Genomic DNA, 14,715 nt, shown 5'->3' with positions numbered 1-14,715 from the left:
GATGATTATCCCTTTAGGGGTGATAGGATGGTTTGCCGGAAGGCAAGTGGCGAAAGGCTGGTCTTCGTCTTGAACAGCTTGGTAAAGGACTGCGGGTGCTCGAAGCCCAGGTCGTAGGCAATCTCACTGATCGTAAGGGCGGTGGTGGATAGTTTCTCCTTGGCCTTTTCGATGAGCTTGTCGTGTATGTGCTGCTGGGTGCTCCGGCCGGTCAATACCCGCAGCAGACCGCTGAGGTAATTGGGGGAGACGTTCAATTCGGCGGCGATGTGCTGTACGGAGGGGAGCCCTTTTGTTACGAGGTCGTCGCTGTCGAACCAGTCCGTGAGCATTTTTTCCAAACGTTCGAGGACGCGGTGGTTGGCTATCTTCCGGGTGATGAACTGGCGGTGGTAGAACCTTTCGGCGTAGGTGAGCAGGAGCCCGAGCTGGGCGACGATGACGTCCTGGCTGTAGGCGTCGATGCTCGAGCGGTATTCCTGTTCGATGTGGAGCATGAGGTCGTTGATCGTGGATTCTTCCTTTTCGGAGAGGTGCAGCGCTTCGTGCACGGCGTAGTCGAAGTATTCGTGCTGGCGAATGGTTTTAGCCAGGGGCGTATTCCACAGGAAGTCCGGATGGACGAGGAGTATCCAGCCCTCGGGTTTGCCGTTGTTTTTATAAATGGAAAAAACCTGGCCGGGGGCGAGGAAGAACATTGTGCCGTTGTCGAAGTCGTATTCCCGCTGGCCGTATTTCATCCGGCCCTCGAAATTCCTTTTGACCGAAATCATATAGAAATCGAGGTTGATGTCCTGGTCGGTGTTCTGCATCACGGGCGCGCTGGCGAAATTGATCAGGCTGATCAGGGGGTGCTCCGGTTTGGGGAGCCCCCTGAACAGGTGGTAGTCGGCAATGGATTTAATCTTTGTTGGCATGTCTTATGCATTATTGTAGGCCTCGACGAAGGTGGGTAAGAATGCTTCCAGCTTTGTCGCTCCCCAGGTTTGGGGCTTGTGCTTCTGGAAGTCCCTGCCCAGGTCGCCCTTGTGCATACTGGAGTACATTTCGGTGAGGTCGGCGGCCAGCCCGGCGGGCATCCCGTTTGCTTCCATTCCCTGACGCATCTGGTCGTCGGTGATGACGGTCCATGACAGGTCGGGTTTTCCGATGGCTTCCCCTAAGGTACGCGCAATTTCATTGCCGCTCCGCTCTTCGCTGGCAACGTAGCGGATGCTTTTCCCGGTTTTCTGGAGCTCTTCGGCGATGACAGGGGCGATGTCGGCCGGTTCGACCAGCGGGATGATGTCGTCTCCGCCGTAGTTCGCCATGATGCGGCCGGTTTTGCGGATCATGCCCGCAAAGTTCAATAGGTTGTAATTGAAATACGTGGGCCGTATATGGGTCACGGATACGCCGTCGAGCGCATTGAATACCTGTTCCGCCTCGTAAGCGCCGAGGATGATACCGGTCCCTTTGTCCAGGTCGGCGCCGATGCTGCTGAGGTGGATGGCGCGTTGTATCGAGGCGTCTTGTATGGCCCGGGCATAGTTCCGGGCGGTCTCGCGGTAGTACGCGACCCGATCGGGGGCGGTATGCTGGGCCGGAGGAACCATGCAATAGACGGCGTCTGCGCCCCTGAAGGTGGTTGTCAGGAAGCCGGTGTCTTCCATACGGCCTATGGCGGCTGTTGCGCCCAGGGCTTCGATCTCTTTTTGTTTGGCGGGGTTGGTGGTGATGACGGTAACGGTATGGCCCTGTTGGGTCAGGAGGGTGGTAAGGGGGTGGCCGATGTGGCCGAGGGAGCCGGTGAGGATGAGCTTCATTTGTTTTTTTTACAAATGTCCACCGGCGGTTTCCGGTACGCTTAACCGATTCTACGTTTATAGTAGTCGAAAAGGGGGTCAATAAATATTTATTGTATTTCGATAAATATTTATCTATATTTGAGAAAAATTGAGCATGAAACATATATTGTAATATGAGTACGTTTACCATCAAAACCATGAGCCCGCAGTTGCTGGTCGCCGACCTGGAGTGGGCTATAACCTTTTATACGGAGAAGCTGGGTTTCCGGCTGGACTTCCGGTATGAAGACTTTTATGCGGGCATTGTCAAGGACGGCGTCTCGATACACCTGAAGTGCGGGGAAGGGCGAAAGGACTTCGAGCTGACCTTTTCGGTTCCGGATGTGGAGGGCGCCTATGCGGCGCTGGACGGCGTGACCATTGCGCAACCACTCCGGGAAATGCCCTATGGGAAGGAATTCTATATCGCGGACCCGGACGGGAATGTGCTGGCTTTTTTACAAATCGATTAAAATTATTTTATGAAAAAAACAAGAACAGATTGGATCCTGGCGGTCATGAACGTACTGGCCTGGATCGTATTTATCGGCTGCATGGTCGAGGCCGGCGGGGTTCTTTTCGGCTGGGTGTATAGTTTCTGGCAGCCCCTGGCGGCTAACGATATTTTTCCGCACCAGGACTATCATTTGCTGCGGGATTTCAGCCTGGCGCAGTTTTCCGTGGCGGTTTTCCTGACGGCGGCGGTGATGCTTTTTGCCGGATATACCGCCTACCTGGTGATCCTGGTATTGTCGCGGATAAAACTATCGAACCCGTTCACTATGGACATCGCCCTGCGACTGGAACGGATCAGCTATTTCCTGGTGGCGACCTGGGTCGTGGCGATGCTCAAGGATATCCATAGCCATTGGCTGGAAGATCGGGTGCCGGGTCTGAAGGTCGCGACATTTTCCGGGGACTTTATTATTACGGCCGGCATTGTCTTTGTCTTTGCGCAAATCTTTAAGAAAGGCGTGGAGTTGCAAACCGAAAACGAGCTAACCGTATAACCGATGCCTATTATCGTAAACCTGGATGTGATGATGGCCAGGCGGAAGATGTCGCTCGGCGAGCTTGCGGAGAAGGTGGACCTGACGCTGGCGAATTTGTCGATCCTGAAAACGGGGAAGGCCAAGGCGGTGCGCTTCAGTACGCTGGAGGCGATTTGCAAGGCGCTTGATTGCCAGCCGGGGGATTTGCTGGAATACAAAGACGAGCTATCTTAGGCGGATACGCGGCCGGAGGCGAGGAATACTTAATAATTTCTTCAAACCGGGAGCGGCGAACTGCGGCTACATTTGTTTCCCACCAAATCGTTCAACATGGGGAAACTCTACTCACTCCTTTGCGTCCTCTTATTGCCTTTTGTCAGTAACGCCCAGATCGTCTGGGACTTTTCTACGGCTACGCCGCTGTCGGGCGTGCCGGCCGGGATCACCGTGTCGGCTGTGTCGCAGGGAAACAATAACGGCACGACCACGTTGCTGACGACGACTTCGGCGTCTTCGGCGTATCCGGGCGCTACCGGCGGTAACAACGCCGGGGCCGCCGCCAACGTTGGCGGGTACAGGCCGGACACTACGACTTATTTCGAATGGACGCTGACACCCGCCGCGGGTGTGGCGGTTACCGTCACCCAGATTAGCTTCGGAAGCCGCTCCACGGGGACCGGGCCGCAGGCGTACGACATCCGTACGAGCCTGGACAATTTTGCCGCTCCGGCCGCCACGGGGTCGCTGGCCAACAACAGCGCGTGGGCGCTTATCAGTAGTCCTACGGCGCTCCCGGGCACCCCGGGACAAGCCATCACTATCCGCATTTACGCGTATAACGGCACGGGTAACGCGTCGAAGAACACCGCTAACTGGCGGATCGACGACCTCAGTGTCCTGGCTACGGCATCGGGCAACGTGCCGGTCCCGGCGATAACGGTCTTTCCCGCCTCCCTATCGGGCTTTGCCGCGGTGGCGGGGAGCGCCTCGCCGGCGCAAACGATCACCGTCGGTGGGGTCAACCTGACGGCAGGTATTTCGGCGACGGCATCCGCGGGATTCGAACTTTCCCGGGATGGGAGCAATTTCAGCGCTACCGTCGGACTTGCCCAAACGGGCGGGACGGTGGCGGATACCGCCTTGCTGGTACGGCTGGCCGCCGGTGCGCCCTCGGGTGTCGTCAACGGGACGGTCACGCTCCGCTCGGCGGGCGCAGACTCCACCCTGGTACAACTCACGGGTTCGGTAACCTCGCCCGCTGCGAAAGTGGTTGTCAACCAGGTGTATGGCGGCGGGGGGAATTCGGGCTCCGTTTTTTCCAATGACTTTATCGAGCTCTTTAATGACGCGGACACGGCCGTAAACCTCAACGGCTGGTCGGTTCAATATTCCTCTTCTGCGGGCACTTCCTGGCAGGTAACGCCGTTGACCGGGACGATTCCGCCGCACGGGTTTTTCCTGGTACAGGAAGCGGTTGGCGCGAGCCCCAACACGCCGTTGCCGGCACCGGACGTTATCGGGTCCATCGCCATGAGCGCGACGACGGGGAAGGTCCTTTTGAGCAACGCAGCCGCCGCCCAAACGGGCGCCGATCCTTCGGGCGCGACGGTCATCGACCTCGTCGGCTATGGGCCGGGCGCCACCGGCTTCGAAGGCGCTCCCGCGCCGGTGCTGACCAACTCCACTGCGGATGTGCGCGTCCCAGACGGTGGGGACTCGGGTAACAACGCCACCGACTTCCAGGTCAATACGCCCAACCCGAGGAACAGCACGTATACCACGGCGCCGCCGATGGTGCAGAGCCTTGTGCCGGTCAACGGCGCGGCATCGATACCGTCGAGCGTCGTTCCGGTCCTGGTGTTTACCAAACCGGTTGCCAAAGGCGTCGGTAACATTACTTTGGTGGTCAACGGAACCGATAGCACCGTCATCCCGGTGAGCGACACCCGGATCGCGGTGAGCAACGACTCGGTCGTGCTGCATGTGTCGCTGGTGGGCGGGAATACGTACGCAATCCGCATCGGCGCGGGCACTTTCGTGGATGCCTTTGGTAACGCTTTTGCCGGTCTTTCCAGTGGCTGGAGCTTCAGTACGTATAACAATACCATCGCCCAAACGCTGCCTTACGCCACCAGCTTTGACAGTTGTCTCGGGAGCGGGCTGCTGCCCAATGGGTTCACCGCCTTTAGCGTGACGGGCGCCCAGGTATGGGACTGCACCACCTTTGGCCGAGACAGCAGCAATCTGGCCGGTACGACGGCTTTTGGCCACGCCATTGAGATCAATGGTTTTGCTGGCGGCGTCAACAACCCCAACCAGGATTGGCTGATCTCGCCCCGGTTCAACCTGGCAGGGACGACCTACCCGCTGCTGAACTTCTGGAGCCGCAACGCCTTCACCGGCGCGCCGCTGACGCTGGAGGTCTCAACCGATTATACCGGTTCGGGCAACCCCACCTTGGCCCACTGGGCCGTGCTGAACGGCAAGTTCCCCAGCGTGGCTTCCGATGTCTGGACCCTGTCCTCCAACATCGACCTGTCCACCCTTAAGGACAGCACCGTCTACTTTGCCTTCGTTTATACATCGTCCGACCAGGACGGCTCGCGCTGGACGGTGGACGATGTCAGCCTGGTCAATTCGCTGACCCCGCCGCCCCCGAGCCTCACCCTGAGCACGGACAACTTCGAGTTCGGCTATACGGCCTTCCGCAGCGTGGCCACGCAAAAGCTCCTGGTGACTGGGAACGATCTTACGTCTCCGATAACGATCACCGGCTCGTCGGTCTTCCAGGTCTCCACCGACAGCGTACACTTCAGCGATTCGGTGTCCCTGACCGCCGCGGTAGCCAACAACAAGACCCTGCCGGTGTATATCCGGTTTATACCGGAAGCATCCAACCGGCAGTTCATCGACTCGGTCCTGGTCCTCATTTCCGATTCGACGGCCGTCGTAAACGTCAAGGGAAACAGCATAGACCCCGCCTCCACGCTGAGCGTGATCGACTGGAACCTGAACTGGTTCGGCACCCCCGATCCCACGCTCGGACCCACCGACAAGGCGTTGCAGAAAAGGAACGTGGGTACGGTCCTCCCAAGCCTGCACGCGGATCTCTACGCCCTGGAAGAAGTATGCGACGAGGCGGCCCTCGACTCCATCGTCGCCACCATGCCGGGTTATGCGGTCATCGTTGGGCAATTCGGGTCTTTCTCCAACCCGACGATTCCCGGAGGCCCCGATCCGATCAACACGATCCAGAAGCTGGCCTTTGTCTATAACACGGCTAAGATCACCGCGATCCGGACGGATTCGTTGCTGACCCTGGGCACCAGCAACCCGCTCGATCCTTCTACTACCTATTATAACGACTGGTCGAGCGGCCGGTTCCCCTATATGCTGACCGCGAGCGTGACGCTGAGCGACAACCAGGGTGGAACCAATACGCAGACCTTCCGCTTTATCAACGTCCACGCCAAGGCGAACACCTCGCCGGTGCTGACGGCCTATGCCCGCCGCGCCGACGGCGCCCGGGCCCTCGATTCGCTGCTGAAAGCGCAGTACCCCAGCGATAACGTCGTGATCCTGGGGGACTTCAACGACGACCTGAACCAAACCATCACAGCGGGCGTCAATCCGCCGGTGACTTCCTGGAGCGCCTTTACGATCGGCGACTCGTCGCTGTACAAGTTCCCGACCCAGCCGCTGAGCCCCACCGGCCAGCACTCGGACGTCAATTACAGCAGCGTGATCGACAACGTCATCATCAGCGACACGGTGAACCGGTTCTACCTGCCGGCTTCGGCCACGGTTCGTTCGGACGTCGCGGGCCTGGTGACCAACTACGGTACCACGACGACGGACCACTATCCGGTATATACCCAATTCTCGTTCACGCCACCCGCGACCGGGCCGATCCGGCCGCCGCTGATCTTTACCGGTCAAAAGCAGGGCAGCACGGCGTTGTTGACATGGATAACCACGCCCGATAACGACACCAAGGTTTTCGAAGTGCAAAAGAGCCTCGACGGACGGGTTTTCCTGCCGATCGGCCTGGTTGCGGCTCGTTCCAGCAACGCTACGGATACCGCGACGACGTATAATTTCACGGACCCGCTGCCGTTGCCGGGCACAGATTACTATAGGCTCAAGGAGATCGAATCGATCGGGAACTCGACGCTGTCCAACACCGTCAGCCTGACCTTCCCGCTGCCGCTTACGTTGACGATCAGCCCCAATCCGGCCTTTGGGTCGACCAGGGCCATCGTCGCCCACGCCGACGGACCGTATGTCATCCAGGTGCTGAACCTGAGCGGGACTACGCTGAAGCAACAGACGGGGACGCCCGATGCTCAGGTCAATACGATCAGCCTGAGTGGGTTACGCGCGGGTATATATGTGGTGAAGGTTACTACTTCGGACCAGGTGGGGACGGGGATGTTGCTGGTATTGTAAAATGATGTTTATTCGTTTGGGCCGCCTGGTGTATTGCCAGGCGGCCTTTTTATTGCCTCGATGGTATACCCGACCGCGGTGCTGAGGTCGGTGGCCTTACCGCTATCGGTGTGGACCCAAAGGAGGCCCTGCTTCCGGATAGTGATCGTGGGCAACACCGAGCGGCTGGCGTGGCCGGGAATATGGAAGTCGGAGACTACATAATACTCGTCCGAGTGGTGCTCGCGGACGGTTGCTTCGAGGAGGATGTTGAGCCGCGCGGCGTCTACCCCGAAGTTGAAACGGATGTCGAAGGTTGCGGTGATCATGCTGCAGGAAGTTGGACGAATAAAAATTGCAAAACAAAGGAAATGCCAGCCGGGGACGCCGCTGAAAAATTGACTTACCCCCGAAAAATTTACAGGGGTGCACTGAAATTTTGTCCTGGGGGCTATAAAAGTTCGGGGGGGAGCGGGCTATTTAGATAAGATTTCGGGGCTGGGGCGAAGCGTGGGAAAATCCGGACATTCTTTGGAGTTTTAGCGAAATAGCTTGTTGTATGAGTCGGATTATTCTTCCCCTGGAGACGGTGGGCCTGGGCGATATAGGGCTGGTCGGGGGTAAATGTGCGTCACTGGGTGAGATGTTGCAGTTCCTGACGCCTTTGGGGGTGGCGATCCCGGGCGGGTTCGTGGTGACGACCCAGGCGTACTGGCAGTTTTTGGAAGGGAGCGGGTTGCTTCCGTTCGTGGAACGGGAGCTGGCCGGGATCGATCATGGGAATGTGGAGTCGCTGAGACGGGGCGGGTTGAAGATCCGGCAGGCGATTTCGAACGCGCGGTTCCCACAGGAGCTGTCGCTACAGATCATCGGCGCGTATGAGGAGTTGTCGGGGCGCTATGATCAGACGGCGACGGACGTGGCGGTGCGGTCGAGCGCTACGGCGGAGGACTTGCCGGAGGCGAGCTTCGCAGGGCAGCAGGAGACGTACCTGAACGTACGGGGGCCGGCGGCGTTGATCGACGCGGTGAGGAATTGTTTCGCTTCGCTATTTACGGACCGGGCGATCAGCTATAGAAAACAGTTTGGGTTCGAAGCCTCCACGATCGGGTTGTCGGTGTGCGTACAGAAGATGGTGCGCTCGGACCTGGCGTCGAGCGGGGTGGCGTTTTCGCTGGATACGGAGTCGGGTTTCCGCGACCTCGTGGTGATCAACGGGTCGTATGGCCTGGGTGAGATGGTCGTGCAGGGATCGGTGTCGCCGGACGAGTTCCTCGTGTTCAAGCCCACGCGGCGGGAAGGATTTGCGTCTATTATCGAGCGTCGGTTGGGCGCGAAGGATAAGATTATGGTGTACGGTGATCGGAGCGATCAGCGGACGCGGATCATCCCGGCGGAAGAGGGACAGCGGTACAGGTTTTGTCTGACGGACGCCCAGGTATTGCAGCTGGCGGACTGGGTGATCGCGATCGAGGACTATTATTCGCGGGTCAAGGACCGGTGGTGCCCGGTGGATGTGGAGTGGGCGATAGATGGGTTGCATGGCGGTTTGTTTGTCGTACAGGCGCGGCCGGAGACGGTTCACAGCCGGCGATCGGATACGAGCTTGACGGAGTATCGGCTGGCTGCCGGCGTGGAGCGGCGGTTGTTGGGGAAGGGGATTGCGGTGGGCGATAAGGTGGCGACGGGGTCGGTGAATATTTTATATTCACTGGACAAAAGGGTTGGGGGACGGGAGTTCCTGCAGGGGGACGTATTGGTAACGGATATGACGGACCCTGATTGGGAGCCGATTATGAAGATCGCGTCCGCGATCGTTACGAATAAGGGCGGCAGGACGTGTCATGCGGCGATCGTGGCGCGGGAGATGGGCGTGCCGGCGATTGTGGGGTGCGGGAATGCGACGGATTGGTTAAAGGATGGGCAGGTGGTGACGGCGTCTTGTGCGGAGGGGGAGGATGGATACGTGTATGAAGGGGCGCTGCCATTTGAGTGCGTGACGACGGAGCTGGCGGATTTGCCGGAGGTGTCGACGCCCATTATGTTGAACGTGGGGTCGCCAGCGTCGGCGTTCCAGTATGCGCATTTGCCGCACAGCGGCGTGGGGCTTGCCCGCGAAGAATTCATTATCAACAACTATATCCAGGCACATCCGCTGGCCTTGTTGCGGCACCGTTCCACCGGTGACGCGGCGTTGAGCTCGGCCATCGGGGAGTTGATCCGCGGGTTCAAGGACGAGGAGACTTATTTCATCCAAAAGCTGTCGTATGGGATCGGCAAGATCGCGGCGGCGTTTTATCCGAAACGGGTGATCGTGCGGTTTTCGGATTTCAAGAGCAACGAGTACCGGAATTTGCTGGGTGGCGCGCACTTCGAGCCGGTCGAGGAGAACCCGATGATAGGCTGGCGCGGCGCGTCCCGGTATTATTCCGAATCCTATAAAGAGGCGTTCGGGCTCGAATGCCGGGCGATCCGACTGGTGCGGGACGTGATGGGGCTTTCCAATGTGGCGGTGATGATCCCGTTCTGCCGGACGGTGGAGGAGCTGCTGCGGGTCCGCGGCGTGATGGAGGAATATGGGTTAATTCCGGGACGCCGGGGTATCGACGGCGAGCTGGAGTTATTCCTGATGGCCGAACTACCGTCAAATATCCTGCTGGCGCGCGAGTTCGCGGAGCATATCCATGGGTTTTCCATCGGGAGTAACGACCTCACCCAACTAACGCTGGGGCTGGACCGGGACTCGGCTCTGGTCGCCCATTTGTACGACGAGCGGAACGCGGCGGTGAAGGCGTTGCTCCGGCAGCTCATCCGTACGGCTAAGGAATGTGGGGTTAAGGTGGGGATCTGCGGCCAGGGGCCTTCGGACTTCCCGGAGCTGGCCCAGTTCCTGGTGAAGGAAGGGATCGATAGTATTTCGGTGACACCCGATTCGCTGGTCAAAACCATCCGGGCGATAAACGCGGTTACTTGCGTTTGCTAACGGGGAGGGGTAGGCTGTAGGCGGTTTTCATCCGTCCTTCGCTAAGGACGAAGGACGACTGCACGGAACCGAGGTTCGGCAGGGTAGACAGCTTCTTCATCAGAAACGTGTTGTATTCGTTCATATTGCCGGTGACTACCTTCAGCAGGTAGTCGAACGGGCCGGCGAGACGGTGACATTCCATCACCTCTGGGAACTGGGCAATATCCCGGGCGAAGCACTCGAGGGTTGGTTGTGCGTGCTCCTTGAGCTGGACGGTGGTATACGCCACGAGGTTTTTGCCGACGAGCTCACGGTTGAGGATCGCGACATAGCCTTCGATGATCCGGGCTTCCTCCAGCTTCCGGATGCGCTCGTGGATAGCCGTCACGGATTTGCCGAGCTTGGCCGCGATCTCTTTGTTGGTCAGGCGGGCGTCGTGCTGCAGGAGATTCAATATACGGACGTCGTCTGTGTCTAGTTCGGCTAGCATAGGCATTCGTTTGCGACAGACGTCAAAAGTAGATGTTTAATTCAGTATTTGGTATGGGCCTTTATGTAAACGATTGTTCTGGCGACGATGGTGTCGATCCCGGGATGATCGACGTTGTTGAAGCCATGGTCGCCGTTGGGGACTTCGATGAATTCATTGTCTGCGGAGGCTTCGTCAAGCTGTTTGTGGAGCTTCCTCGATTGCTTCAGCGGGACGACCTTGTCGTGGGTGCCGTGGAGGATGAGGGTAGGGACGTAGTGGAGGCCGCTTTGATTTAACACCGACCAGCCGGCGAGCGTTCGTCTTATTTCCGGACGGTCCCGTTTTTGCCTGATGTCGAGGTTGGTGAAGGCGATGATCAACTGGTTGCGGATGTCGTAGATCTTTCTAAGGAAGGTTTTGAATATCAGTGTGGTGATGGGACTCGCATGGGTTTTGAAAAGCATGTTCAGGTCAGTGGGGCCGAAGTTGTCGATGATGTAGTCGAATTTGCCTTTATAGCCGCATAGTAGTGCGAGGTGTCCTCCGGCGGAGGCGCCCCACAGACCGAAGTGGGTGGTGTCGAGGCGGTATTGCGTGGCATTTGTTTTTAGCCAGCGGACTGCGTCGTCGCCATCTTCGATGGGCGTGGGGAAGTGAGCGGTGGCGCTGAGGAGGGTATAGTCGATGCTGGCGACGGCGTAGCCGTTGAGCAGGAGCTGGTCGCGCAACCGGGGCAGGTAGTAGCCCTCGTCGAGGGACTTGTCCCCCCGCACCCAGGCGCCGCCGTGTATGATGATGACGACGGGCCTGGGCGATGTACCAGCGGGCTCGTAGAGGTCGAGCTTCAGGGTGTCTTTGTAGGGGACGTCCTTATATATCTGTTGGGCATGCAATGCCTGTGCGAGCCATATAAGTGAGACGAAGAGCGTGATTTTCATCCGGTAAAGTTAGCCGTTTCGGAGCGCTTCGGCGGCTTCGACCATCGCGGTCAGCGCTGCCTTTGTCTCGGGCCAGGCCCGGGTCTTCAGACCGCAGTCTGGGTTGACCCAGAGTTGTTCGGCGGGTACCACGTCCTTTGCCTTATTCAGGAGCGTCAGCATTTCCGTTTTAGATGGCACGCGGGGGGAGTGGATGTCGTAGACGCCGGGGCCGATCTCGTTGGGATACCGGAAGGTCGCGAAGGCATCGAGCAACTCCATCTGGGACCTGGAGCACTCGATGGTGATGACGTCGGCGTCCATGTCGGCGATCGCCTGGATGATGTCATTGAACTCCGAATAGCACATATGGGTGTGTATCTGCGTCGCGTCGGCGACCCCGCTGGCAGCGATGCGGAAGGCGCGGACGGCCCAGTTGAGGTATTCCTGCCAGTTGGCCTTGCGCAGGGGCAGGCCTTCGCGGATCGCGGGCTCGTCGATCTGGATGATCCGGATGCCGGCTTTTTCCAGGTCGGCGACCTCATCCCGGATGGCAAGGGCTATCTGGGCGCAGGTCAGGCTGCGCGGCTGGTCGTTGCGGACAAAAGACCATTGCAGGATGGTGACGGGGCCGGTGAGCATACCCTTGACCCACCGTTTAGTCAGCGATTGGGCATAGGAGGACCAGCGCACCGTCATGGGCTCCTTCCGGTAAACGTCGCCATATATGATAGGTGGCTTTACACAGCGGCTGCCGTAGCTTTGGACCCAACCGTTCCCGGTAAAGGCAAACCCCTCCAGCCGTTCGCCGAAATATTCCACCATATCGTTCCGCTCGAACTCGCCATGGACGAGTACGTCGATGCCGATGGATTCCTGCCAGCGGATAGCTTCCTCGGTTTCTTTGGCGATGCTATTGTCGTATTCCGTTTGCGTCAGCTCGCCTTTTTTCAGTTTAGCGCGAAGGGCCCTGATGTCGGCGGTTTGGGGGAAAGAGCCGATGGTCGTGGTGGGGAATTGCGGCAGACGCAGGGTTTCGCGCTGGCGGTTGCGGCGTTCCGGGAAAGGGTTATTCCGACGGGCGTCTCTCTCCGTGAGGGCGGCGGTCCTTGCTTTTACCTCGGGGTTATGGATAAGTGTCGAGGTGCGGCGGGTGTCGGCTTCTATTTCTATGTCGGCTGGGTTCTCCGCGAGGTTCTCTGCGAGCTTCCGAAGGGCGCTGATCTCCTGCACCTTTTGTTTGGCAAAGGCCAGCCACTGTTTGATGTGCAGGTCCGTTTCCAGGTCGAGGTCGCAGGGGACGTGGAGGAGGGAGCAGGACGGGGCGATCCAGACGCGCTCCCGGCCGATGGCATCGGTGGCTTTTTTTATGAGGTCGAGGCTCTGAAGGGTATCGTTCTTCCAGATGTTGCGGCCGTCGACTACGCCCAGGGATAAGCGGGTTTTTGCGGTGGTGAATTTCCTGGTGAGTATGTCGTCGAGCTGGGACGGGCAGCGCACCAGGTCCAGGTGAAGGGTGCCCACCGGGAGGCTGAGGGCGGTGTCGAGGTTGTCCCCGTAGCATTCGAAATAACTGGCCAGGATGATATGGAGGCCGGGGAATTTGGCGTGGATCTCCTGGTAGGTCTTCTGGAAGGCCTTTTGTTCGGTGGGGGTGAGGTCCAGCGACAAACAGGGCTCATCGAACTGAATGTAGTAGGCGCCGGCGTCGTCGAGTTTTTTGAGTACCTCGAGGTAGACGGGGAGAAGGCGTTTCAACAAGTCGAGTTTTTCGAATCCGGTTTCCTTCTCCTTTCCCAACAGCAGATAGGATACCGGGCCAAGCAATACCGGCTTAGCGTTGATACCGGCTTCTTTGGCTTCACGGTATTCATTGATCAGCTTGTTGCTGTTCAATTGGAAGGTCTGGCCGGCGGTGAATTCAGGTACGATATAGTGATAGTTGGTGTCGAACCATTTGGTCATTTCCATGGCGGTCAGGTCGTAGTCGTCTTTTTGGTATCCCCTGGCCATGGCAAAGAGCAGGTCGATGTCCGGGAGCTGTTTGTCGGTCGTCAGCGCGTGGTAGCGCCCGGGGATGGCGCCGACCATCAGGCTGGTGTCGAGCACCTGGTCGTAGTAGGAAAAATCGCCGACGGGTACGAGGTCGATACCCGCCTCCTGTTGAAGTTTCCAGTTTTGTTCGCGGATGGATCTACCCGTCGCCATCAGTTGTGTCGCGGTAATCTTGCCGGCCCAGTACTGCTCGGCGGCTTTTTTGAGCTCACGTCGGCTGCCAATCCTCGGGTAGCCTAGGTTGTGTGTTTGCATTTCGCTGCATTTTAATGGTGTAAAATGCTCTTGCTACAACGCACAATGCTGCTGTGAAAGGAAGTTGACGGACGCACGGGTCCCCTGTTGGGAGAGTATTGCATCGCACGACACCGGCTTCTATCCACGGAAGCATTGTCATTCGGCGTAGGCAGGTCTCCTGGCTTGTAACATTTTTGCCGTCCTTCCCACCTCCGGGGGAGGCAGTGGACAACTCGGGGCAAAAACGGTGGGCGTTACTTACAGTTGCGGGACAGCTTGCGATTTACACACAATTCCCTATTAACCCCGGCGCGGAACCGGGGACCTTCGTCGTTGATGAGTATAAGAAAGAGCTTTGCGGGGCGAAGGTAGGGAATTATCTATTCTCGATCCAACATACCTTTAGCTTGCGCCCGGCAAACAACCAGGCGCCGTTTTGTTTTACCATGTCGTCGTAATACCGGATACCGGCAATCATGAGCTTTTGTACGCCGTCCGGTACTTTCAGGTGGTAGGCCCGGCAATAGGTGACGCCGGTGGCCCGGTCGCCGTCGACGTGCAGGGTGCTTTGGCCGTTGAAGTGCATGGTGGACGCGTATTGGTTCAGGTCGTCGAATACGGGGAACAGGTTTTGCCTGCCGGTAACGACCTGGGTCGGCGCCGGCAGTTTTTCATCCATATATACTTCGAAACGGGTGTCCTCGGTGAAGAGAGCCATTTGGCCCCTGGCGTCGCGGGTATCCGCGCAAAAGGCGTAGGCGTCGATCAGTTCCCGGAGGGCGGTCCGGTCCTCCAGGTGTTGTACTTTTTGCTCGATGGTCAT

12 protein-coding genes and 1 riboswitch are annotated in these 14,715 nt (G+C 58.3%); of the genes, 5 read left to right on the top strand and 7 right to left on the bottom strand.

Annotated elements, in window-relative coordinates:
- Nucleotides 1-5 precede the first annotated feature (5 nt).
- The gene (locus tag VL547_RS11515; RefSeq protein ID WP_325577820.1) at nucleotides 6-917 is read right to left on the bottom strand and encodes a helix-turn-helix transcriptional regulator; all 912 of its coding nucleotides are present in this window, start codon (nucleotides 915-917) and stop codon (nucleotides 6-8) included.
- 3 nt (nucleotides 918-920) lie between these two features.
- Nucleotides 921-1,805: an NAD(P)H-binding protein gene (locus tag VL547_RS11510; RefSeq protein WP_325577819.1), complete on the bottom strand. Its 885-nt coding sequence runs from the start codon at nucleotides 1,803-1,805 to the stop codon at nucleotides 921-923.
- 155 nt (nucleotides 1,806-1,960) lie between these two features.
- Between VL547_RS11510 and VL547_RS11505 the strand changes: the two genes are divergently transcribed.
- From VL547_RS11505 to VL547_RS11490, 4 genes are all read left to right on the top strand, one after another.
- On the top strand, nucleotides 1,961-2,299 hold the full coding sequence (locus tag VL547_RS11505) for a VOC family protein (RefSeq protein ID WP_325577818.1): 339 nt from the start codon (nucleotides 1,961-1,963) through the stop codon (nucleotides 2,297-2,299).
- A 9-nt stretch (nucleotides 2,300-2,308) separates the two neighbouring features.
- Nucleotides 2,309-2,836, top strand: coding sequence for a DUF2975 domain-containing protein (locus VL547_RS11500; protein ID WP_325577817.1), 528 nt, complete (start codon nucleotides 2,309-2,311; stop codon nucleotides 2,834-2,836).
- A gap of 3 nt (nucleotides 2,837-2,839) precedes the next feature.
- A complete protein-coding gene (locus VL547_RS11495) occupies nucleotides 2,840-3,052 on the top strand; it encodes a helix-turn-helix transcriptional regulator (RefSeq protein ID WP_325577816.1) in 213 nt (70 codons plus the stop codon).
- A gap of 96 nt (nucleotides 3,053-3,148) precedes the next feature.
- Nucleotides 3,149-7,267 carry a T9SS-dependent choice-of-anchor J family protein gene (locus tag VL547_RS11490; protein WP_325577815.1) on the top strand — a complete coding sequence of 1,373 codons (4,119 nt, stop codon included), beginning with the start codon at nucleotides 3,149-3,151 and terminating at the stop codon, nucleotides 7,265-7,267.
- 8 nt (nucleotides 7,268-7,275) lie between these two features.
- Here the strand turns inward: VL547_RS11490 and VL547_RS11485 are convergent, their stop codons facing one another.
- A complete protein-coding gene (locus tag VL547_RS11485; RefSeq protein ID WP_325577814.1) occupies nucleotides 7,276-7,575 on the bottom strand; it encodes a hypothetical protein in 300 nt (99 codons plus the stop codon).
- A gap of 230 nt (nucleotides 7,576-7,805) precedes the next feature.
- Between VL547_RS11485 and ppsA the strand changes: the two genes are divergently transcribed.
- Complete coding sequence (gene ppsA, locus VL547_RS11480; protein WP_325577813.1) at nucleotides 7,806-10,229, top strand: phosphoenolpyruvate synthase; 2,424 nt, start codon at nucleotides 7,806-7,808, stop codon at nucleotides 10,227-10,229.
- Here the strand turns inward: ppsA and VL547_RS11475 are convergent.
- The 4 genes from VL547_RS11475 to VL547_RS11460 all read right to left on the bottom strand — a co-directional run bounded on the left by VL547_RS11475 (nucleotide 10,213) and on the right by VL547_RS11460 (nucleotide 14,715).
- The gene (locus tag VL547_RS11475) at nucleotides 10,213-10,701 is read right to left on the bottom strand and encodes an Lrp/AsnC family transcriptional regulator (protein ID WP_325577812.1); all 489 of its coding nucleotides are present in this window, start codon (nucleotides 10,699-10,701) and stop codon (nucleotides 10,213-10,215) included. The two genes, ppsA and VL547_RS11475, sit on opposite strands and share 17 nt — an antisense overlap.
- Before the next feature lie 41 nt (nucleotides 10,702-10,742).
- Complete coding sequence (locus tag VL547_RS11470; protein WP_325577811.1) at nucleotides 10,743-11,621, bottom strand: alpha/beta hydrolase; 879 nt, start codon at nucleotides 11,619-11,621, stop codon at nucleotides 10,743-10,745.
- A gap of 9 nt (nucleotides 11,622-11,630) precedes the next feature.
- Nucleotides 11,631-13,910, bottom strand: coding sequence for a 5-methyltetrahydropteroyltriglutamate--homocysteine S-methyltransferase (metE, locus tag VL547_RS11465; protein ID WP_325577810.1), 2,280 nt, complete (start codon nucleotides 13,908-13,910; stop codon nucleotides 11,631-11,633).
- 133 nt (nucleotides 13,911-14,043) lie between these two features.
- A riboswitch (cobalamin riboswitch) is annotated at nucleotides 14,044-14,236 on the bottom strand.
- 32 nt (nucleotides 14,237-14,268) lie between these two features.
- Nucleotides 14,269-14,715 carry a nuclear transport factor 2 family protein gene (locus VL547_RS11460; protein ID WP_325577809.1) on the bottom strand — a complete coding sequence of 149 codons (447 nt, stop codon included), beginning with the start codon at nucleotides 14,713-14,715 and terminating at the stop codon, nucleotides 14,269-14,271.

Source organism: Dinghuibacter sp. (assembly GCF_035492835.1).
In the GTDB taxonomy this organism is placed as follows: Bacteria; Bacteroidota; Bacteroidia; order Chitinophagales; family Chitinophagaceae; genus Dinghuibacter.
The sequence above is the reverse complement of the archived record's forward strand: the minus strand, read 5'-3'. Positions and strand labels throughout refer to the sequence as shown.